Below are 20,310 nucleotides of genomic sequence, written 5' to 3'. Positions count from 1 at the left end.
TCGACGAGTCAGCGAGTCACGTCCGAGGAGCAAGCCCATGCCCGCCACGGTCTCCTTCAGCGTCCCCTCCGCGCACGGCCCGCGGTCCGTGACCCTCGCGTACACGCGTGTGGGCAGCGGCGAACCGCTACTGCTGCTGCACGGGATAGGCCATCACCGGCAGGCGTGGGACCCGGTCGTCGACCTCCTGGCGACCGAACGGGACGTGATCGCGGTGGACCTGCCCGGCTTCGGCGAGTCCCCCGCGCTGCCCGAGGGGCTCACCCACGACCTGGCGACGATGAACGCGGCGCTCGCCGCTCTGTGCGAGACCCTGGAGCTCGACCGGCCGCATGTGGCGGGCAACTCCCTGGGCGGCCTGCTGGCCCTGGAACTGGGCCGCGAGAAGCTCGTACGGTCCGTCACCGCGCTGTCGCCCGCCGGGTTCTGGTCGCCCGGCGAGCGGCGGTACGCGTTCGGTCTGCTGCAGGCGATGCGGCAGGCCGCGCGGGGCATGCCGCTCCCGCTGGTCGAGCGGCTGTCCCGGTCGGCGGCCGGGCGGGCGGTGCTGACCAGCAGCATCTACGCACGCCCCGCCCGCCGTTCACCGGAGGCGGTGGTCGCCGAGACCCTCGCGCTGGCCAACGCCCGGGGATTCACCGAGACCCTCAGGGCGGGCACCTCGGTCCGCTTCACGGACGACGTCCCCGGCCTTCCCGTGACCGTCGCCTGGGGCACCCGGGACCGCATCCTGGTCCGCCGCCAGGGAGTGCGCGCCAAGCGGATCATCCCCCGGGCCCGGCTCGTGCGGCTGCCCGGCTGCGGGCACGTCCCGATGAACGACGATCCCGCGCTGGTCGCGCGTGTCCTCCTGGACGGCAGCCGCCGCACGTCCTCCCCCGCGGCGCAGCGCGCCTGATCCCAGGACCACACCGGCTCCCACCAGAGCGCTTCCCGCGGCCTGCGCCGGCCCGTAGGAGCCCGTTCCGACGAGCGGGGCCGTGCAGGCCGCGGCCACCGGGATGAGGCCGGAGAAGAGCGTCGCGCGCTCCGCGCCGATGCGCTGCATGGCCATGTACCAGCAGACGAAGCCGACGACCGTGACGACCGCCGCCTGCCACAGCAGAGCGACGGCCTCGGTGGAGTCCGGGGTGCGCAGCCAGGCACGGCCGTCGAGGACGATCCCGGCCACCGCGGACTCGGCCGCCGCGAGTCCGCACACCGTCGCGGAGAGCAGCCGCGGTCCGAGCGGCCGCAGGACGGGCACGGCGAGCACGGCGAAGCCGATCTCGCCGACGAGCGCGCACAGGGAGAAGGCGATTCCCGTGCCGTCGGTACGCCCCCAGCCCTGGACCGTGAAGGCGCCGCCGGCCACGAGCAACGTCCCGTACAGGACGATCCTCTGGGGCCGGCGGCCCTCCAGGAGAGGGACGAGAACGGCGACTGCTATCGGGGCGCAGCCTACGAAGACACCCGGTATCGCGGGTTCCGCGGTGTGTTCCGCGGCGATGACCGCGAGGTTGAAGCCGACCATGCCGACGGCCGCGAGCAGCGCGAGCCGTGCCCATTGGCGGGTTGTCAGCGTACGCAGGGGTGCCGCGCCGCCCCGGCCGACCAGCGGCAGGAGCAGCAGACAGGCGAGGCCGTACCGCACGAACTGGCCGCCCGCGTACGGGTAGTGACCGAGGACGCTGTTGGCGGTGAAGGAGCCGCCGACGAGGACGGCGGCGAGGGCCGCGAGCAGGGTCCCGCGCGTGGTGGTGGCGTTCATGGAAGGGACGCTATGCAGGACGGCGGTCCGCTTTAAGGTCCACTTCCATGACGTCATCGGGGACCAATCCGGACACGCCACCGGCGGCGGGCCGGTCCGGTGCCTGGGAGACGCTCCTGCCCGCCGTCTCGGCACCGGCACGCGCGCGTGGCCGCGCGCTGCAGGCCGCGCTGCGGGAGGCGGTCCGCTCGGGCCGCCTTTCGCCGGGCACCCGGCTGCCGTCCAGCCGCGAACTGGCCGCCGATCTCGGGGTGTCCCGGGGGCTGGTCACGGAGGCGTACGAGCAGTTGACCGCGGAGGGCTACCTGCGCAGCGGCCGGGGTGCCGGGACCTGGGTCGGCGGGGCCGCCCGGGCCGCCCTCCCCCGCGCACGGGACCTCGCGCCCCGCTCCCCCGGCGCCGTCGCGGACTTCCTGCCCGGCACGCCCGACCTGTCGCTGTTCCCGCGTGCGGCCTGGTCCGCCGCGCAGCGCGGCGTGCTCGCCGAACTGCCCCACCACACGCTGGGCTACCCGGATCCGCGCGGGCTGCCGCGGCTGCGTACCGCCCTCGCCGAACTGCTGACCCGGCGCCGGGGGGTGGTCGCGGACCCGGAGCGGGTGATCGTCGTCTCCGGGGTGGCCCAGGCGACGACGCTGCTCGGATTCGTGCTCCACGCGCGCGGGGTGCGTGCCGTGGGCGTGGAGGACCCCGGCAGCCCCGAGCACGAGACCCTGTACGCGTCGGCCGGACTCGACGCCGTACCGCTGCCGCTGGACGAGGAGGGGCTGGACATCGCGGCGCTGCGTACGTCGGGGGTGCGGGCCGTGGTGACGACGCCCGCGCACCAGTTCCCGACGGGGATCGCGTACTCCGCGCGGCGCCGCGCGGAACTCCTCGACTGGGCGCGCGCGGTGGACGGGCTCGTCGTCGAGGACGACTACGACGGGGACTTCCGTTACGACCGGGCACCCGTGGGCGCGCTCCAGGGGCTCGATCCGGAGCATGTCGCGTACACCGGTTCCGTCAGCAAGTCGCTGGCGCCGGGGCTGCGGCTCGGGTGGCTGCTGGTACCGGCGTCGACGGCCGAGGAGGTCGTCGAACGCAAGCGCACGATGGATCTCGGCAACCCTGTGATCGACCAGGCGCTGCTCGCTCGGTTCGTGGAGCGCGGCGACTACGACCGGCAGTTGCGGCGTTGCCGGCGTGAGTACCGGGTGCGTCGTGACGCGCTCGTCGCGGCGCTGGCGGAGCACTTTCCCGGCACGGAGGTTTCCGGCATCGCTGCCGGGCTGCACGCCATTGCCTCGCTTCCGGGGCGGTACGGGCCGGCGGGCCGTTTTCTGGCCTCCACGGAGGCGGCGGGGATCGCTGTGCGCGCGCTGACGTCGTACACGCGGGTCCCGCCTCAGGACGACGTGATCCGCCTCGTCCTGGGCTACGCGCATCTCTCCCCGAGCCGCATCCAGGAGGGCGTCCGCGCGATGGCGACGGCGACGGCGACCCGCCGGGGGGCTTGAACCGGTCCGGACGTCGTCTGCGGGTCCGGTGGGGGTGACCCGCGCAGTTCCCCGCGCCCCTTCAGGGGCGCGGGGAACTGCGCAGTCTTTTGTCTTTGGGGGCGCGGGGAACTGCGCGGGCGACCCCCACCGGGCCGCACCTGCCCGCACCTGCCCCACGGGGCGAACCCACCCCCGCCAAACCACCCCGCCCAGCAATGCGCGTTGTTCACTTGTGGTTTGCGCGAACGCTGCGGCACACCAGTAGGTGTAGCCATGCACACCCGCCGAACCCGCCCCAGGAGGCGCCCCATGTCACCCAGCCCGCCGAGCCCGCTCCCCGGCCGCCGCAGCGTCCTGCGCGGCTCGCTCGCCGCGTCGGCGGCACTCGCCCTGCCCTCCGTCCTCGGCGCGGCCGGCGCGGCCCCGGCGTTCGCGCTGTCGGGGCGGCCCCAGGCGCGCTGGGGCGTCCAGGCAGGAGATGTGACCACGGACTCCGGCCTGGTGTGGGTCCGCTCGGACCGCCCCGCCCGCATGATCGTGGAGACCTCCGCGACGGAGTCCTTCCACAGGTCGCGAAAATGGCGCGGCCCCCTCCTGGGCGCCGACACGGACTTCACGGGCACGGTCCCGCTGCGCGGCCTGCCGTCCGGGGAGCAGATCCACTACCGGGTGACCCTGGCCGACCCGGACGACCACCGCCGCACCGGCGAACCCGTACCGGGCACCTTCAGGACCGCGCCCTCCAAGCGCCGCCAGGACGTCCGCTTCCTGTGGTCCGGCGACATCGTGGGCCAGGGCTGGGGCATCAACCCGGACATCGGCGGCCTCTACGCGTACGAGGAGATGCGCCGCCGCAACCCCGACTTCTTCCTGTGCAGCGGCGACACGATCTACGCGGACGGTCCCCTGTCGTCGTCCGTGACGCTCCCGGACGGCCGGGTCTGGCGGAACGTCACCACCGAGGAGAAGTCCAAGGTCGCGGAGACCCTGGCCGAGTACCGCGGCAACTTCCGCTACTCGCTGCTCGACGAGAACGTACGCCGGTTCAACGCGCAGGTCCCCACGATCACCCAGTGGGACGACCACGAGGTCCTCAACAACTGGTACCCGGGCGAGATCCTCACCGACGCCCGCTACACGGTGAAGGACGTCGACACGCTCGCCGCCCGCGCCCGCAAGGCCTTCAGCGAGTACTTCCCGATCTCCACCCTGCCGTCGACGGGCGAGGACGGCAGGATCCACCGGGTCGTGCGCCACGGTCCGCTGCTGGACGTCTTCGTGCTCGACATGCGGACGTTCCGCAACGCCAACTCCCCCGACCGGCAGCCCGACGACACCGTCGGCATCCTGGGCGCGGAGCAGCTGGTCTGGCTGAAGCGGGAACTGGCACGTTCGCGGGCGGTGTGGAAGGTGATCGCCTCCGACATGCCGCTCGGCCTGGTCGTACCGGACGGCGCGACGGACATCGAGGCCGTCGCGCAGGGCGACCCGGGCGCGCCGCTGGGCCGTGAGCTGCAGATCGCGGAGCTGCTGCGGTTCGTCAAGCACCGCCGGATCACCGGCACGGTGTGGCTGACGGCGGACGTGCACTACACCTCGGCGCAGCACTACGACCCGTCGCGCGCGGCCTTCAAGGACTTCGCGCCGTTCTGGGAGTTCGTGTCCGGTCCGCTCGCCGCGGGCGGTTTCCAGGCGAACGCGCTGGACGGCACGTTCGGTCCCGACCGGGTCTTCGTCCAGGCACCCGACAGGGCGAACGTCTCGCCCATGGAGTCGCCCCAGTACTTCGGCGAGGTCGACATCGACGGGCAGAGCGGCGAGCTGACGGTCCGCCTGCGGGCGACCGGCGGAGCCGTGCTGTTCACGAAGGTGCTGCAACCGGGGCGCGTGGGGCAGTAGTTCACCGAGGGGCGGTAGTTTCACCAGGGTCACGTGAAGGGCTCCGGCTCCCGTAATCTTCTGCCTCGTGCCGCGTACCGGCGTCATCCCCCGGTACGCGGCACGTCGGGTTGCCCCGATCTCTGGAAATTCCCGCGTCTTCGCAGGTCAGAGCGATTGTCAGTGGTCGCCTCTACGGTTTTTCCATGACTCGATCTCTGCAGGCCGTGGCCTACACCCGATCCTCCACGCTGGAATCCGCACCGGACGGCCGGCGCCTGGGACTTGAGACCTCACGGGGCACGACGCCCCGCGGTGTCGAGGACCATCCCCGTTTCTTCGCGGGCTTCCTGACGTCTCCTCAGGTGGCGTCGGCGGGGCTGCTCGCGGTGGCCGACGTGGCGGGGGCGCGCTACTACCAGCAGCAGCTGCGGTCGTCCCTGGACCCGGTGGTCACGGGCAACGGCGACCGGCTGCGTTTCGAGTCCTTCTCCGGCTGCGGCGGGGTGTACGCCCGGCTGGACGTGCTGTCGGCGGGTCTCGACGGCGGCGAGGTGGGACACGGCACGACGAACGTCGACGTCAACAACCCCCTGCGCGACGCGCTGTCGAGGATCGGCTCCGACGACCCGCTGCACATGCGTGTCGGTCCGGACGAGATGGCCGTGACCACCCTGGACGGGCCGGTCGTGGAGAAGAAGGTGCCCCTGCCGGACCGCTGGCTGCGGGGCTTCGCCGAGGCGCAGGTGACGGCGGCCGGTTTCGATCTGCGTGCCGAACTGCCCGCGGCCGAGGCCGTGCGGTTCCTGCGCTCGCTGCCCCGCTCCGGTGCGCGCGGCTCCTCCCGGGGTGTGCAGTGGGTGGTGCCCGCGGGGCGCGTGCTGCGGCCGACGACCCGCCCGGTGCCCGGAGCGGTCTGTCTCCCCGGCCCGGAGCGGCTGGTCGCTCTCCAGAGGGTCCTGCGCCACGCGTCGGCCCTGCGGGTGTACGGTCCGGCGCTCGCCGGAACCGCCGCGGCGGCCAGTGCCTGGGAGGTCGTGCTGCCCGGCATGCGGCTCACGCTGACACTGTCGCCCGAGGCCTCCCGCGGCTTCTCCGGTGAGGGCGGGGTGCTCGACGCGCTGGCCACCGACGAGGCGGCCGAGGACGCGGAGCTGATCTCGGTGCTGCTGGCCTGGGAGCCCAGGATCGACGTCGGTGATCTGTCCGCCTCCTCGGGACTGCCCGTCGAGCGGGTGCGGGCGGCCCTCGTCCGGCTGGGCACCTCGGGACGCGTGGGCTACGACACGGCGGAGGCCGCCTACTTCCACCGTGAACTCCCCTACGACGCCGAGCGCGTGGAGCGGCACAACCCCCGGCTGCGGGCCGCCCGGGATCTCGTGAGCGCGGGCGCGGTCGTCCTGGACGGCACCCTCGGCACGGTGACCGCGCAGGACGGACACGCGCACCGGGTGCGCGACGACGCGGGAGTGCTGAGCTGCACCTGCCTGTGGTGGGCCAAGTACCGCGGCGGACGCGGGCCGTGCAAGCACGCGCTGGCGGTACGGATGGTCCACCGCGGCGCGGTGTCCGGGCAGGCGGAGGTTCTGGTCGACGGGGGTGCGCGATGAGCGGTGCGATGTCGGTGGTGCGTGACGCGGTTCCGGTGAACGGGCCGGTGGGTGGGGCGGTATCGAGGAACGGGGTGGTGGCGGTGAACGAGGTGGTGGCGGTGAGCGACGCGTTGCTGAAGGCCGTACGGGCGGGGCGGACGGGTGAGGCCGCGGGGCTGCTCGACGGGATGACGGACCCCGAGCGGCGGCTCTGTCTGCCGGCGCTCAAGGAACTGCGCAAGGAGTTGCGCACCGAGCCCTGGAACTCCACGTCCCGTAAGGCGTATCCCACGCTGCACGCGGCCGGGGCGGCCTGCCACACCGGAGCGGCCGGTACGGCGGCCTGGATCGGCGCGGCCGACATGCGCTGGTCCCAGGCGTCCCCCGCGGTCCTTCTCCATGTGCTGGGCGACCGGGAGCGGGACTGGCTGGGCAACCTCGCGCAGCGCCTCGCGGACCGCCCGTCGACCTCGCAGGTGCCCTACGAGCTGATGGCGGGGCTGGTACGGCTGTCCGGTTGCCCGGTGCCGACGACGGAGACCTATGTGGTCGGCTGGGTCGAGCAGATCGGCAGCCTCTGGCAGCGCGGTGACTCCGTCCTGGACCGGCTGCGCCAGGACCCGTACACGGCGCGGCTCGTGGCCGCCCTCTTCGAGATCCCGGACATCGGCAGCAATCTGGACTGGCTGTTCGGTGACGGCCCCGAGAGCTGGATCGACGCTCTGGCGAGGCTCACCGAGGAAGGCCTCCTCGACCGCAGGGCCATGGTCGACGCCTGCGTCGCCCGCCTGCTGCGCGGTGTCGTGGCGTCCGACTGCCGGGTCTTCCTCAGGCTGTTGACCGCGCTCGCGCCGACCGGGGACGAGGAGCGGGAGCGCGTGGCGGACTGGCTGGCGCTCGCCTCCCACCCGGCCTCCACCGTGGCGTCGCACGCCCGGTCGGTGCTGGGTTCGCTGGCGCTGGCCGGCGAGATCACGCATCGGCAGCTCGCCGAGATGTCCGCGGTCGTGCTGTTCCGCACGGAGAAGAAGCTGGTACGCGCCCAGCTCGTGCTCCTCGGGAAGGTGCTCCGGCGCGACCCGTCGAGCGCGGCGGAGCTGCTGCCCGCGGTGGCGCACGCCTTCGGGCACGAGGACACGGACGTCCAGGAGCGGGCGCTGAAGCTGGTGGAGCGGCACATCGGCGGGATCGGCACGGCGGACCAGCGGGCACGCGACGAAGTGGCGGCCGGCGCGGCCCAGTTGAGCGCAGGTCTGCGCGTACGCGCGATCGCGGCCCTGGGGCTGGACGTGGACGAACTCTCGCCGCAGCCGCACCTGGAGCTGCTGCCGCCCGCGCCCGAGCCGTCACGGCTCGCGCCCGCGCCGGACACGGTGATCGAGCTGGTCCAGGAGGTCGGAGCCCTGATGGTGTCCGCCGACACCGACATGGCGGTGTTCGAGCGCGCCCTGGACGGCCTGGTGCGGCACACGTACCTGCGTCAGGAGGAGCTGGCCGAGGCCCTGAAGCCGGCGCTCGCCCGTACCTGGTGGATGGCCACCGACCGTCTGTACCACTCGTCGGACGAATACTTCCGGCGTGATCCGTACGGCCTTGAGGTGGTGCTCGCGGCCCTGCTGGGCCGGGTGCGCACGTCCACGCTGCTCAAGGCCCATCAGCACGGTCCGGTGTCGGACCCCTGTGTGCACAGCGCGCTGGCCGCCGTCTTCAACGCACGGCTGTGGGAGGCGGCCTACCGGGTGCGGACCGACCCGATGCCGTTCCTGCTGGCCACGCCCACCTGGTCGTCGGGGTTCCTGGAGCCCGACGAGCTGGTGGCCCGTCTCGCCGAGTACCACCGGCTCGGCGCCCGGCCCGGCGAGGCCGACTTCACGCAGGCGCTCCTGCGGGTGCGCCTCGACGACCGGGCGGTGAGCGAGGCCGCCGCCGGGCGGGCCGCCGCGCTGGGCACGGTGGAGGGTGAGCGGCTGGCCCGCCGGCTCCTGAGCGAGAGCCCGGCGGCACCCACGAGCACCCGCCACGCCTCGGCGGACCGCGTCCTGCTCGAACTCGGCGAGCTCGGCGGACTGCCCGCGGAACTCCCCCTGGCGTTCCGCCGGCTCGGCCTGCCGGTGGGGGTCTTCGAGACACGCAAGTACTGCCCCCACTACTGGACCCAGGTCGAGCGGCAGCACTGGCTCGCCGTGGTGCCCGGGCAGCGGGAGGTGGTGGCCGCGCGGCTGGTGCGCGAGGTCTCCACGGTCGCGGTGGAGGACGTCCGGGGTGCGGCGGCGGTCCTGCCGCTGCTCGCCGAGGCGGAGGGCGAGGCGGGTGAGGCCGTGCACCTGTGCGTGGCGTACGGGCTGGGCGCGCGCCATCCGGAGGACCGGCTCAGCGCGGTGGACGCCCTGCTGGTGCTCGCCGCGCGAGGGCAGTTGGACGCCGAGGGGCTCGGCGGGGATCTGGGACAGCTGGTGCGCAAGGGGGCGGTGAAGCCGCTGCGGCTCGCCGAGTCCGTACGGACCGCGGCGACGACCGGAGCGTACGCCACCGTCTGGTCGATACTCGGGGCAGCGCTGCCCGCCCTGCTCGCGGGTCTGGCCGCGGACGGCGCCGTTCCGGCTGCCCGCGGGATGGGCGAACTGCTGGCCGTCGCCGCCGAGTGCGCCGAGCGGACCGGTGCGCACGGCGATGTGGAGCATCTCGCGCAGGTGGCGGAGCGGAGCGGTTCGTCGCGGCTCGTGGCCCAGGCCCGCCGGCTGCGTGCCACGCTGGAGCAGGGGGTGGCCGCCTGACCCGGACTGCCGTGGCCGACCAGGTCGTTCAGCCAGGTGGGCGACTTGCGTGGGGGAATCGTAAAAAATGCAACAAAAAAGACAGATGCATACTTAACCGATCAGTCACAAAGCGTTCGCGATCACGCAACACCCGTACTTCACAGTGACGGTATGACTCCGGACATGTCTGATGTGACGCGTGCGAAAAACGGCCGACCGGTCCACCACTGGCGCAGGGACCTCGTCGAACTGGCCGCTCTGTTCACGGCGGTGGCGGTCGCCGACGCCGTGGCGAACCTGATCGGGCACGGCCCCGACGGGCCCGCCCTTCTCGCGATCTCGGCGGTCGCGCTGATCGCCACGGCGGGCTTCCACACATGGTGGTCACGCCGCCACGGTCACGCGCCCCCGACAGACGATACCGGCGCCCGGCCGGCCGCATCCGTGCGGCGGGCCGGGACGGCCGGGCGCGACCCGGGCGCACCGGAGACCGATTCCGGCGACGGCTCCGGAGCGGGCTCGGGCCCGGGTTCCGGCGAGACCGTGCTGTGGCGGATGCGGACCACCGTGCGGGACGAGCCGGGTTCGCTGGCCGCGCTGTGCATGGCGCTGGCGGAGCTGCGGGTCGACATCCTGAGCCTTCAGACGCATCCGCTGGCAGAGGGCACGGTGGACGAGTTCCTGCTGCGCGCCCCCGCGCCGGTGGCGGCGTCCGAGGTCACGCGGGCGGTGTCGCTGTCGGGCGGTTTCGGGACCTGGATCGAGCGGGCCGACGCGCACGACCTGGTGGACGCGCCCACGCGGGTGCTGGGCCTGGCCACCCGCACGGCACTGGACGCGGCTGAACTACCCTTGGCGCTCAGGCAGTTGCTGGGGCGGTGCACGATCCGTTCGCTGCCCGCCACATCGGTGCGCGGGGATCGTCCGGAGGCGGGGGCGCCCGTCGAAGGGGCGCTGGAGGACACGGTGATGCGGTTGCGCGCACCGGAAGGTGGAGTGATCACTGTGGAGCGGCCGTATCTGCCGTTCACGCCGACGGAGTTCGCCCGGGCCAGGGCGCTGGTCGAGCTGGACGCGCGGCTGGGCCCGCGGGTCCCGCGCAGCCGGGACGTGCTGACGCTGCCGCAGGGCAAGGACATCATCGTGCGCCGTGCCGACGCCGGTGACGTCGAGGCGGCGAAGGCCATGCACGAGCGGTGCTCGCAGCGGACGTTGAGCATGCGGTACCACGGGCCCGTCGGTGACGCGGACAAGTACCTCAAGCACCTCCTCAGCCCGCACTTCGGGCGCACGCTCGCCGTGCAGACCGCGTCGGGGCGCGTCGTCGGGCTCGGACATCTGCTGTGGGACGGCGACGAGACGGAGATCGCCCTGCTGGTGGAGGACGACTGGCAGCGGCGCGGGATCGGCGGTGAACTGCTCGGCCGTCTGGTGGCGATGGCCGTCGAGGCCGGCTGCGACAGCGTGTACGCCGTCACGCAGGCCGCCAACACCGGCATGGTCGCCGCGATGCGCGGCCTCGACCTCCCCCTCGACTACCAGATCGAGGAGGGCACCCTCGTGATCACGGCCCGCCTGGAGACGGCGTCGCCGCACGCGGAGACCGCCGGGCACGAGCGCGAGCACTCCGTGCGCGACTGACGGGACAGGACGGCCGACGAACACGGGCAGCACGGGCACCGGCCCGTGACGGTGGCGGGCCCGGCACGGTTGCCGGGCCCGCCACCGTCGCGGGCTCACCTCAACCGCTCGGACTCACGCCGGAACGTTCGTCCCCAATGCCCCGTCCAGGTCCCGCCAGAGGTCCTCGACGTCCTCAAGACCCACCGACAGCCGCAGCAGCCGGTCGCTCACGCCGCTCCCCCGCCGGTCCTCCGCGTCCACGACGCGATGACTGATCGAGGCGGGGTGCTGGATCAGCGTGTCGACGCTGCCGAGGCTCACCGCCGGGGTGACCAGCCGGACCGCGGCGATCACCTCGTGCGGGTCGCCATGGACCTCGAACGCGATCATGGCGCCGCCGATCCGCGGATAGTGGACGCGGGCGACCCGCGGGTCGTCGGTCAGGCGCTGTGCCAGTTCCGCGGCGTTCGCGGAGGCGGCGCGCACCCGTACGGGCAGCGTCGACAGTCCGCGCAGCAGCAGATAGCCGGCGAGCGGATGCAGCACGCCGCCCGTGGCGAAGCGGATCTGCCGCAGCCGTCCGGCGAACTCCTCGTCGCAGGCCACCACTCCGGCCATCACGTCGCCGTGCCCGCCCAGGTACTTGGTGGCGCTGTGGAGCACGAGCCGCGCCCCCTGTTCGACGGGCCGTTGCAGCACGGGGGTGGCGAAGGTGTTGTCGGCGAGCAGCGGAACGCTCCCGCAGGCGTGGGCGATCGCCCGCAGATCGAGTTCGGCGAGCGTCGGATTGGCCGGTGACTCGACCAGGACCAGACCGGTGTCGGGCCGCAGGGCGTCCTGGATCCCGGCGGGGTCGACCCACGTCACCTCGGAGCCGAGGAGCCCGGCCGTCAGCAGGTGATCGCTGCAACCGTAGAGGGGCCGCACGGCCACGACATGGCGCAGTCCCATGGAGTTGCGTACGAGGAGCACCGCGCTCAGCGCGGCCATGCCGCTCGCGAAGGCGACGGCGCTCTGTGTGCCCTCCAGCCGGGCGAGCGCCGTCTCGAAGCGGGCGACGGTCGGGTTGCCGAGCCGGCCGTAGACCGGCGGGCCGTCCGGCTGGGCCCCGTCGGTGGCGAAGGCGTCGATGCGGGCCGCCTCGCCCCGGCTGTCGTACGACGGATAGGTCGTGGACAGATCGATCGGCACGGCGTGCAGGCCCTGCCGGGCGAGATCGTCCCGCCCCGCGTGCACGGCCTCGGTGTCCAGGGCCCGCACACCGAACCCCGGCGCCTCACCCGCCCCGCCTGCCATGTCCGCCGTTGCGTCAGCCGTGTTCGCTGCGCCCGCTGTATCCGCCATGTCGTCGTACACGTCGCGTATGTCAGTGCTGCCGAGATCCATGCACGGCAGCCTGAACAACAACCGGGGTGATGGCGCGAAACACCGTGTTACGTTCGCCGTATGGCCGAATCCGTCGTACTGGACCCGGTGGACCTGCATCTTCTGCGGCTTCTGCAGAACGACGCCCGGACCACGTACCGGGATCTCGCCGCGCAGATCGGGGTGGCGCCCTCGACCTGCCTGGACCGGGTCACCCGGCTGCGGCGCTCGGGAGTGATCCTCGGCCATCAGCTGCGGCTCGATCCGGCGAAGCTGGGACGGGGTCTGGAGGCGCTGCTGTCCGTGCAGGTCAGGCCGCATCGGCGGGAGTTGGTCGGGCCGTTCGTGGAGCGGATCAGATCGCTGCCCGAGTCGCGTACGGTCTTCCATCTCACCGGGCCCGACGACTATCTGGTGCATGTCGCGGTCGCCGACATGGCGGATCTGCAGCGGCTGGTGCTCGACGGTTTCACCGCGCACCGCGAGGTGGCCCGCGTCGAGACCCGGCTGATCTTCCAGCAGTGGGACTGCGGCCCCCTGCTGCCGCCCGACCCGCAGGGAAGCTCGGCCTCGGGTGCCACGCCCTCGGCGAAATCGGGCTGACAAGGCAAAAGGCCTCGAAAACGGGGCTGACGCGGCGGCCGTCCGCGTATGAGGATGGATGTATGTCACAGACGAAGAACCCGCTGCCCCGTGAGGTCGCCGACACCTACGTCGACGAGCTCGTCGCCCTCGACCCGGTCACCGGTACGTACCTCGGCGTGAAGGAGAGTTCCAGCAGGCTGCCCGACACCTCGCCCGGCGGACAGGAGGCGCTCGCGCGGCTGGCGAGGACGACGCTGGCCCGGCTCGACGAGGCGGAGCGGCAGCCCGGCGCGGACAGTGACATCGAGCGCCGGTGCGCGCGCCTGCTGCGCGAGCGGCTCACCGCCGAACTCGGCGTGCACGAGGCCGAGGAGAGCCTGCGGGCCGTCGGCAACATGCACACGGCCGTGCACGCGGTACGCGAGGTCTTCACCGTGACTCCGACGGACACCGACGAGGACTGGGCCGCGATCGCCCAGCGGCTGCGCGCGGTGCCGACGGCCCTCGACGGCTATCGCGCATGCCTCTCCCTCGGCCTGGAGCGCAAGCTGTACGCGGGCCCCCGCCCGACCGCGACCTTCGTCGGGCAGCTCACCGAGTGGTCGGACACGGACGGTTCGGGCCGCGGCTGGTTCGAGGACTTCGCGTCGGCGGGCCCGGAGTCCCTGCGCGCGGAACTCGACGAGGCCGCCCGGACGGCGACCGCCGCCGTGGTCGCGCTGCGCGACTGGATGCATGACGTGTACGCGCCCGCGATCGAGGGTGCGCCGAACACGGTGGGCCGTGAGCGGTACGCGCGCTGGTCGCGCTACTTCAACGGTACGGATCTCGACCTGGACGAGGCGTACGCGTACGGCTGGGCCGAGTACCACCGGCTGTTCGCCGAGATGAAGAAGGAGGCCGAGAAGGTACTGCCCGGTGCGGCGACCCCGTGGGTGGCGCTCGCCCATCTCGACGAGCACGGCAGGCACATCGAAGGGGTCGACGAGGTCCGCGAGTGGCTGCAGAGCCTGATGGACCAGGCGATCGAGGAACTGGACGGCACCCACTTCGACCTCGCCGAGCGGGTACGGAAGGTGGAGTCCCGCATCGCCCCGCCGGGCGGCGCCGCCGCCCCGTACTACTCTGCACCGTCGGAGGACTTCTCACGCCCCGGCCGTACGTGGCTGCCGACGATGGGACAGACCCGTTTCCCCGTGTACGACCTGGTGTCGACCTGGTACCACGAGGGTGTGCCCGGCCATCATCTCCAGCTCGCCCAGTGGGTCCATGTCGCCGAGGACCTCTCCCGCTACCAGGCGACCATCGGCGGCGTCAGCGCCAACTGCGAGGGCTGGGCCCTGTACGCGGAACGGCTCATGGACGAACTCGGCTACCTCAAGGACGCCGAGGAGCGGCTCGGTTATCTGGACGCGCAGATGATGCGCGCGGCCCGTGTCATCGTCGACATCGGTATGCACCTGGAGCTGGAGATCCCGGCGGAGTCGCCCTTCCATCCGGGCGAGCGCTGGACCCCGGAGCTGGCCCAGGAGTTCTTCGGCTCGCACAGCAGCCGCCCCGCGGACTTCGTGGAGAGTGAGCTGACCCGCTACCTCTCCATCCCCGGCCAGGCCATCGGCTACAAGCTCGGCGAGCGCGCCTGGCTGCTGGGCCGGGAGAACGCGCGCAAGCGCCATGGGGACGCGTTCGACGCGAAGGCGTGGCACATGGCTGCGCTGTCCCAGGGGTCGCTGGGCCTGGACGACCTGGTGGACGAACTGTCCCGGCTCTGACAGCGGATGGCACGCCAGGCCGGGCGGGGCCGGGGCGGACAGTCCCTGCCCCACCCGGCCTGGCGTGCCCGGCCGCCGATGTGCGCCGCGCGCTTCAGACTCGGCGGCCGATCACCACGGCCCCGCGAAAGCCGGCCGCCGCCGGATACACCGGGTCCGCCGGCTCCGCCGAGGCAGTCGAGTCCGTCGACAGGCTGGACATCGTGTCGAGCGACCGGTCGGAGACCGGCAGCAGGTGGGCGTCCACCCAGGTGTCCCCCGTCGCCGCGTTGGCCCACGGGTCGTCGATCACGACGGCGCCGGGTACGACGCCGTGGCAGAGCACCCAGTGCGGTACGTCGAACCCCTGCATCGCGGCGAGCGAGACGAGGAGCAGCACATGCTCCCGCCGGCCGAGCGCGTCCCGGATCGCGGTCAGGGAGAGGCGGTCCGGGTCGATCGGCACGCCGGTCCGCCCGGCCTCCGTACGGGAGGTGCCTTGAAGCAGGGCACGCCACTCCTGGTCGTTCTCCGGGTAGTGGCCCAGCAGCACGGGCCGGTCCGTGTCGAGGTGGACCGTGACGGGGGACGACGGCCACGCGCGGCGCACGGCGACGCCGAGACCGACCGGTTCGCACGCGGGGAAGTTGGTCGCGCCGCGCCACAGCGTCAGCTCCGCCTCGCGGTCGAGGGCCTCCCACGCCAGCGTCCCCGCGTGCGCCTGCGCGACCAGGGCGGTGACGGCACCGCACGTGAAGTGCGTGGACTGCCCGTAGTACGGAGGGTCGGGGTACCCGTCGTGGCGCGCGGGGCCGGTAACCGGGTCGTCGTCGTACAGCCAGTGGACGTAACCGGCAGGTGGGCCCGCCGCGCCCTCCGACTGCGCGAGCGGAGGCCGCAGCGGCGTGAAGCCGGAGGCGGCGGCGGCCTCCGGTGTCACCGTCCACCCTTCCCACTTGACCTGCGCGAGCCCTCGCCCGCGTGCGTGGTCGACGACGGCCCGGACGGCTGCCGGTACGTCGCCCACGGCGTCGACGATCTTCAGATAGGCCGTGCCGGGACGGGCCGTCACGAGCGCGGCGGCGGCCCATTCCGCGCCCTCGGCACCACCGTCGGCGCCCGGCACCGCCACGAGGTGCGGTGCGTGGGCGGAACGGTCGACCGCGTGCCAGCGCTCCGGCACGTCCAGCTGTCCGAGCAGCGGGTTCGGGATGTCGCGCTCGAACGGGACGACGACACTCTTCACGGACATCTCCTGCTGTTGTGTCACGGCGGTGGTCCGGGGTCGGCCCGGCGTCACGCACGGGACTTCCGGAGCACCCAGATGAAGTACGGGCCGCCGACCAGGGCGATCATGAGGCCGGCCGGTACCTGGGCGGGTGCGACGACCGTGCGGCCGAGCGCGTCGGCCCCGCAGACCAGCAGTCCGCCGAGGAGCATCGCGACCGGGATCGCGCGGCCGTGCCGGGCGCCCACCAGTGACCGGGCGAGGTGCGGGGCGACGAGCCCCACGAAGCCGACGACTCCGACGGCGATCACGCTGAGCGCCGCGAGCACCGCGGCGATCGCCAGGGCCGCGAAACGTGTACGGACCGGCCTGACGCCGACGATGCGCGGGGTGTCCTCGTCGACGGCGAGCAGGTCGAGCCGGTCACGCATGGCGAGCAGCACGGGAAGGGCGATCACCAGGGCCACCGCGACCGGTACGACGTCGGGGAACGTGCGCCCGTACGTCGTGCCGGAGAGCCAGGTGAAGATCCGGGGCGTGTTGTACGGGTCGGCGCGCAGCAGAAGGAACGTGGTGACGGCGCTGAGGCCGTACCCGCAGCCGATGCCGATCAGTACGAACCGGTCGGGCAGGAAGCCGCCCCGCCAGGACAGCAGGGCGATCACCGCGAACGTGGCGAGCCCCGCCGTGACCGCGACCACGATGAGCAGCGGCCGTCCGCCGGACAGACCCGAGGTGACGACGGCCGCCGCACCGAGGCCGGCGCCGGCCGTGATGCCGAGTACGCCCGGTTCTGCGAGCGGATTGCGCACCGCGCTCTGTACGACGCAGCCGGCCAGCCCGAGGGCCGCACCGGCGAGGATCGCGGCGAGCACACGCGGTGTCCGGTCGTCGAGCGCCTGCCCGATCAGGTCGGGGGCGGCGCCCTGGGCCCAGAGCACGAGGTCTCCCGTACGCAGCCAGAGGCTTCCCGCCAGGACCGCCACGAGGGCCGTCGCCGCCAGCAGTGTCACCGCGCCGAGCACCACGAGGAGGTACGCGCGGCGCGAGCGTGCGGCGACCCGGGCGTGCGGCGGCCGGCGGAGCGCGCCCGTGTCGCGCAGGCGGAGCGCGAGGACCACGATCACGACCGCGCCGAGGAGCGCGGTGGGCACGCCGGTGGGAATGGAGGCGGCCCCGTCCGCGCCCTGGACGGCGCGCAGGGTCGCGTCCGCGAGCAGGATGAGCAGCGCGCCGAGCAGCCCGGCGGCGGGCACCAGGAGGAGGTGCGGGCGCAGCGCCCTGACGCGTCCCGCGATCAGGCGGGCCAGGACGGGGGCGCCGAGGCCGACGAAGGCGATCGGGCCCGCGAGGGTGACCGCCGTGCCGGTCAGGAGCACCGCGCAGACCACGGCGGTCACGCGGGTGGTCCGGATCGGCACACCGAGGGTGGCGGCGGCGTCGTCGCCGAGGTTCATCACGTCGAGCCGCCGGGACAGCGCCAGGGCGACGCACAGCACCAGGACCACGACGGGCAGGGCGCGTACCGACGCGTCGATGTTCAGCTGGGCGAGCGAACCGCTCCCCCAGGCGAAGAGGCCGGTGGTGTTCTGCTTGAACAGGATGAGGAGCATCCCGCTCGCCGCGTCCAGGGCCATCGCCGTCGCCGATCCGGCGAGGACGAGACGGGTACCGGTGGTGCCCGCGGCCTTGCCCGCGAGGAGCAGGACGAGCGCCGCCGCGACCAGGCCGCCGGCGAAGGCGACGGCGCCCGACGCCCAGAGCGGGACGGTGAGCCCGAAGGCCGCGACGAGCGTGAGCGTGAAGTAGGCGCCGGCCGTGACCGCGAGGGTGTCGGGTGAGGCGAGCGTGTTGTGCGTGACGGACTGCAGCAGCGCGCCGGCGCAGCCGAGGGCGAAGCCCACCGCCACGCCCGCGAACAGACGCGGCAGGCGCGAGCCGATGAGGATCTCGCTGACCGCGGTCCCGCCGGTGTCCGCCCGTTCCCCGGCGAAGTACCGCACGAGGTCGGTGACCCCGATGCCCGACGTCCCCTGCGTCAGATGCCACATGCCGACGAGGACGGTCACGACGAGCAGGAGTGCCAGGACGGCCACCCCGGAGGGGCCGCCGCCGCGCTCCACGCGCGGCGGCACTGCTTCCTTCCGGGGTGCCGATGTCTGCGTCGTGCTCACTTCTTGTCGAGTACGTCGACGTAGGCGTCGATCGCCTGCGCGCAGGAACGCGGGCCGCCGGCACCCCACACCCGGGCCGGGAACGCGTGCGCGCGGCCTTCCTTGACGGCCGGCATGGACTTCCAGAGCGGGTTCTTCTCCAGCGCGGCGACGTATCCGCCGGCGCCCTCGTCATTGGCGTAGAAGAGGTTGGCGTCGCCCACCGAGGTGAGGCCTTCGACGTCGGTCTGCGCCAGGCCGTAGGACTTGTCGACGCCTCCGTCGCCGTGGGCCTTGTTGACGTCGGCGGTCCACACGGGGTTCATGCCCAGCTCCTTGCCTATCTCGGTGAAGAGGGCGCCGTCGCTGTAGGGGCGGACCGTGAGGTTGCCCCCCTCGAGCCAGCCGTCGAAGAACAGGAAGTCCTTCGTGGGCAGATCGGCGTCGGTGACCTGCTTCTTCGCCGTCGCGAGGTGGTCGTCGAACTCCTTGAGTACCTGGTCGGCCCGCTCGGTGCGGCCCGTCGCCTCGCCGATCATGCTGAACACGTCGCGCATGTTCCCGATCGGGTCCTTCGGATAGGCGCCGCGCGTGGCCATCACGGGGACGCCGCGCTTCTCCAGCTTCTTGAGGGTCTCGTCGTCGGCGTCGAACGCCTCCACGACGATGAGGTCGGGCTTCGCCGCGTAGAGGGTGTCGAGGTCGGGCTCCTCACGGGTGCCGATGTCGGTCACGCCGCCGGGCAGCTTCTCGGCGCTGACCCAGGTGCTGTACCCCTTCGCGTCGGAGACCGCGGCGGGGGTGACGCACAGGGTGAGCGCGTCCTCGACCTGCTGCCATTCCAGGACCGCGATCCGCTTGGCGGGCTTGTCGAGCTCGACCTGCCGGCCGACGCCGTCCTTGAAGGAGACCGGCTTCGTCGAGGTGGCCGTGGTGTCGTCGGCGCAGCTCTGCGACGCGGGCGACGCGCTCGCGCTGCTGCCGGCGTCGGCCTTGTCGTCGACGTCGGTCGTGCCGCAGGCCGTTGCGGCGAGCACGATGAGTCCTGTGGAGGCCGATGCCGCCAGGAGACGGGCACGGTTCATGAGGGGTCCTCTTTCTTGTTGTTCACGACGGGTGTCTCGTCGTTCGCGACGGTTTCTCGTCATTCGCGACGGGGCGCGTCGTGGCATGGGTGTGCTGCGGCGCGATGAGACGCGCTGCGCTGCGGCGTGCGGTACGGCGGCAGACGTGCCGCCGTGGTGGGCTGTCCTACTGGGGTTCAGGCGACGGGCTCAGGCGGGATGGCGGCCGAGCGGGTCGATACGGAGACGGCCCGTGCGCGGGTCGACGCCGACCTCGACACGGATGTCGTAGACCTCGCCGATGTTCTCCGCGGTGAGGACGTCGACGGGTTTGCCCGCCGCGTGGACGCGGCCGGAGCGCATCAGGACCAACGTGTCCGCGACGCGGGACGCCTGGTCGAGGTCGTGCAGGACGACCCCGACCGCGATGCCGTGCTCCTCGACCAGATCGCGTATCAGGTCGAGGGTCTCGATCTGGTAGCGCAGGTCCAGGTGGTTGGTCGGTTCGTCCAGCAGCACCACGCCGGTGTCCTGGGCCAGGCAGGCGGCGAGCCAGACCCGCTGCATCTCCCCGCCGGAGAGTTCCCCGACCGGCCGGCCCGCCATGTCGCGTACGCCGGTGACGCCCATGGCGTGGTCGATGGCGGTGCGGTCCTCGGCGGTCGGTCCGGCGAAGCCGCGCCGGTACGGGTGCCGTCCGAACGCGACGACCTCCGCGACCGTCAGGCCCTGGGGCGCGGGCCGCGACTGCGAGAACAGCGTGACCTCGCGGGCGAACCTGCGGGCGCTGAGCAGGGCCGCGTCCTGCTCGTGCGGCCCGTCGGGGGCGCCGAGCGTCAGTCGGCCGCCGTCCACCCGGTGCAGTCGGGAGAGGGCGCGCAGCAGCGTGGACTTCCCGCTCCCGTTCGGCCCCACCAGGGCGGTCGCGCGGCCGGGTGCCAGCGACAGCGAGACACCGTGGACGACCGGTGTGCCGCCGTACCGCAGGACCAGGTCGTGCCCGTTGAGGGCGGCCACCGGCAGGGCGGGGTCGGCCACGGGACGACCGGCGCGCCGGAGGGGGCTTGTGAACATCAGTGGGTCC

Annotated in this window: 13 protein-coding genes and 1 pseudogene; 8 read left to right on the top strand and 6 right to left on the bottom strand. The window is 72.9% G+C overall.

The annotated features are described in order from the left end of the window. Positions 1-37 precede the first annotated feature (37 nt). Positions 38-898, top strand: coding sequence for an alpha/beta fold hydrolase (locus ACZ60E_RS35165; RefSeq protein WP_469445865.1), 861 nt, complete (start codon positions 38-40; stop codon positions 896-898). Positions 899-913: 15 nt separating this feature from the next. Here ACZ60E_RS35165 and ACZ60E_RS35160 read toward each other — a convergent pair. Then, positions 914-1,750: pseudogene (locus ACZ60E_RS35160) on the bottom strand (DMT family transporter); the annotation flags it as partial. Between the two features lie 47 nt (positions 1,751-1,797). Between ACZ60E_RS35160 and pdxR the strand changes: the two are divergent. The 5 genes from pdxR (at position 1,798) to ACZ60E_RS35135 (ending at position 11,098) form a co-directional block, all read left to right on the top strand. Then, a complete protein-coding gene (pdxR, locus tag ACZ60E_RS35155; protein ID WP_469445863.1) occupies positions 1,798-3,249 on the top strand; it encodes a MocR-like pyridoxine biosynthesis transcription factor PdxR in 1,452 nt (483 codons plus the stop codon). 291 nt (positions 3,250-3,540) lie between these two features. Beyond that, positions 3,541-5,130, top strand: a complete 1,590-nt coding sequence (locus ACZ60E_RS35150) for an alkaline phosphatase D family protein (RefSeq protein WP_469445861.1) — start codon at positions 3,541-3,543, stop codon at positions 5,128-5,130. A gap of 185 nt (positions 5,131-5,315) precedes the next feature. Further along, on the top strand, positions 5,316-6,719 hold the full coding sequence (locus ACZ60E_RS35145) for an SWIM zinc finger family protein (RefSeq protein WP_469445859.1): 1,404 nt from the start codon (positions 5,316-5,318) through the stop codon (positions 6,717-6,719). Positions 6,720-6,796: 77 nt separating this feature from the next. Continuing rightward, a complete protein-coding gene (locus ACZ60E_RS35140; RefSeq protein WP_469445858.1) occupies positions 6,797-9,475 on the top strand; it encodes a DUF7824 domain-containing protein in 2,679 nt (892 codons plus the stop codon). A 165-nt stretch (positions 9,476-9,640) separates the two neighbouring features. Further along, positions 9,641-11,098, top strand: coding sequence for a GNAT family N-acetyltransferase (locus ACZ60E_RS35135; protein ID WP_469445857.1), 1,458 nt, complete (start codon positions 9,641-9,643; stop codon positions 11,096-11,098). A 114-nt stretch (positions 11,099-11,212) separates the two neighbouring features. On the opposite strand, the gene ACZ60E_RS35130 is transcribed toward ACZ60E_RS35135, so the two are convergent. Next, complete coding sequence (locus ACZ60E_RS35130) at positions 11,213-12,376, bottom strand: trans-sulfuration enzyme family protein (protein WP_469446041.1); 1,164 nt, start codon at positions 12,374-12,376, stop codon at positions 11,213-11,215. Positions 12,377-12,526: 150 nt separating this feature from the next. On the opposite strand from ACZ60E_RS35130, the gene ACZ60E_RS35125 reads away from it, so the two are divergent. Together ACZ60E_RS35125 and ACZ60E_RS35120 are read left to right on the top strand one after the other, a co-directional pair. After that, entirely contained in the window at positions 12,527-13,048 is a 522-nt protein-coding gene (locus tag ACZ60E_RS35125) for an Lrp/AsnC family transcriptional regulator (RefSeq protein ID WP_453793181.1), read from the top strand. Between the two features lie 62 nt (positions 13,049-13,110). Continuing rightward, positions 13,111-14,802 (top strand): DUF885 domain-containing protein, encoded by a 1,692-nt coding sequence (locus ACZ60E_RS35120; protein WP_469445855.1) that lies wholly within the window; start codon positions 13,111-13,113, stop codon positions 14,800-14,802. A gap of 94 nt (positions 14,803-14,896) precedes the next feature. Here the strand turns inward: ACZ60E_RS35120 and ACZ60E_RS35115 are convergent, their stop codons facing one another. From ACZ60E_RS35115 to ACZ60E_RS35100, 4 genes are all read right to left on the bottom strand, one after another. Next, complete coding sequence (locus ACZ60E_RS35115) at positions 14,897-16,033, bottom strand: peptidase C39 family protein (protein ID WP_469446039.1); 1,137 nt, start codon at positions 16,031-16,033, stop codon at positions 14,897-14,899. A gap of 44 nt (positions 16,034-16,077) precedes the next feature. Then, positions 16,078-18,183 carry an iron ABC transporter permease gene (locus ACZ60E_RS35110; protein ID WP_469445851.1) on the bottom strand — a complete coding sequence of 702 codons (2,106 nt, stop codon included), beginning with the start codon at positions 18,181-18,183 and terminating at the stop codon, positions 16,078-16,080. Next, positions 18,180-19,247, bottom strand: coding sequence for an iron-siderophore ABC transporter substrate-binding protein (locus ACZ60E_RS35105; RefSeq protein ID WP_469445849.1), 1,068 nt, complete (start codon positions 19,245-19,247; stop codon positions 18,180-18,182). Before ACZ60E_RS35105 ends, ACZ60E_RS35110 begins: the two co-directional genes overlap by 4 nt. Positions 19,248-19,436: 189 nt before the next feature. Beyond that, a complete protein-coding gene (locus tag ACZ60E_RS35100) occupies positions 19,437-20,300 on the bottom strand; it encodes an ABC transporter ATP-binding protein (RefSeq protein WP_453793186.1) in 864 nt (287 codons plus the stop codon). Between the last annotated feature and the right edge of the window lie 10 nt (positions 20,301-20,310).

Source organism: Streptomyces sp. NPDC102514 (assembly GCF_055584525.1).
This window is presented reverse-complemented; position numbering and strand designations above follow the sequence as displayed.

What these genes read in the sequence shown, in the direction of transcription:
- ACZ60E_RS35165 (WP_469445865.1), top strand. Translation starts at nt 38, where the DNA reads ATGCCCGCCACGGTCTCCTTCAGCGTCCCCTCCGCGCACGGCCCGCGG.
- pdxR (WP_469445863.1), top strand. Translation starts at nt 1,798, where the DNA reads ATGACGTCATCGGGGACCAATCCGGACACGCCACCGGCGGCGGGCCGG.
- ACZ60E_RS35150 (WP_469445861.1), top strand. Translation starts at nt 3,541, where the DNA reads ATGTCACCCAGCCCGCCGAGCCCGCTCCCCGGCCGCCGCAGCGTCCTG.
- ACZ60E_RS35145 (WP_469445859.1), top strand. Translation starts at nt 5,316, where the DNA reads ATGACTCGATCTCTGCAGGCCGTGGCCTACACCCGATCCTCCACGCTG.
- ACZ60E_RS35135 (WP_469445857.1), top strand. Translation starts at nt 9,641, where the DNA reads ATGTCTGATGTGACGCGTGCGAAAAACGGCCGACCGGTCCACCACTGG.
- ACZ60E_RS35130 (WP_469446041.1), bottom strand. Translation starts at nt 12,376, where the DNA reads ATGGCAGGCGGGGCGGGTGAGGCGCCGGGGTTCGGTGTGCGGGCCCTG.
- ACZ60E_RS35125 (WP_453793181.1), top strand. Translation starts at nt 12,527, where the DNA reads ATGGCCGAATCCGTCGTACTGGACCCGGTGGACCTGCATCTTCTGCGG.
- ACZ60E_RS35120 (WP_469445855.1), top strand. Translation starts at nt 13,111, where the DNA reads ATGTCACAGACGAAGAACCCGCTGCCCCGTGAGGTCGCCGACACCTAC.
- ACZ60E_RS35115 (WP_469446039.1), bottom strand. Translation starts at nt 16,033, where the DNA reads ATGTCCGTGAAGAGTGTCGTCGTCCCGTTCGAGCGCGACATCCCGAAC.
- ACZ60E_RS35105 (WP_469445849.1), bottom strand. Translation starts at nt 19,247, where the DNA reads ATGAACCGTGCCCGTCTCCTGGCGGCATCGGCCTCCACAGGACTCATC.
- ACZ60E_RS35100 (WP_453793186.1), bottom strand. Translation starts at nt 20,300, where the DNA reads ATGTTCACAAGCCCCCTCCGGCGCGCCGGTCGTCCCGTGGCCGACCCC.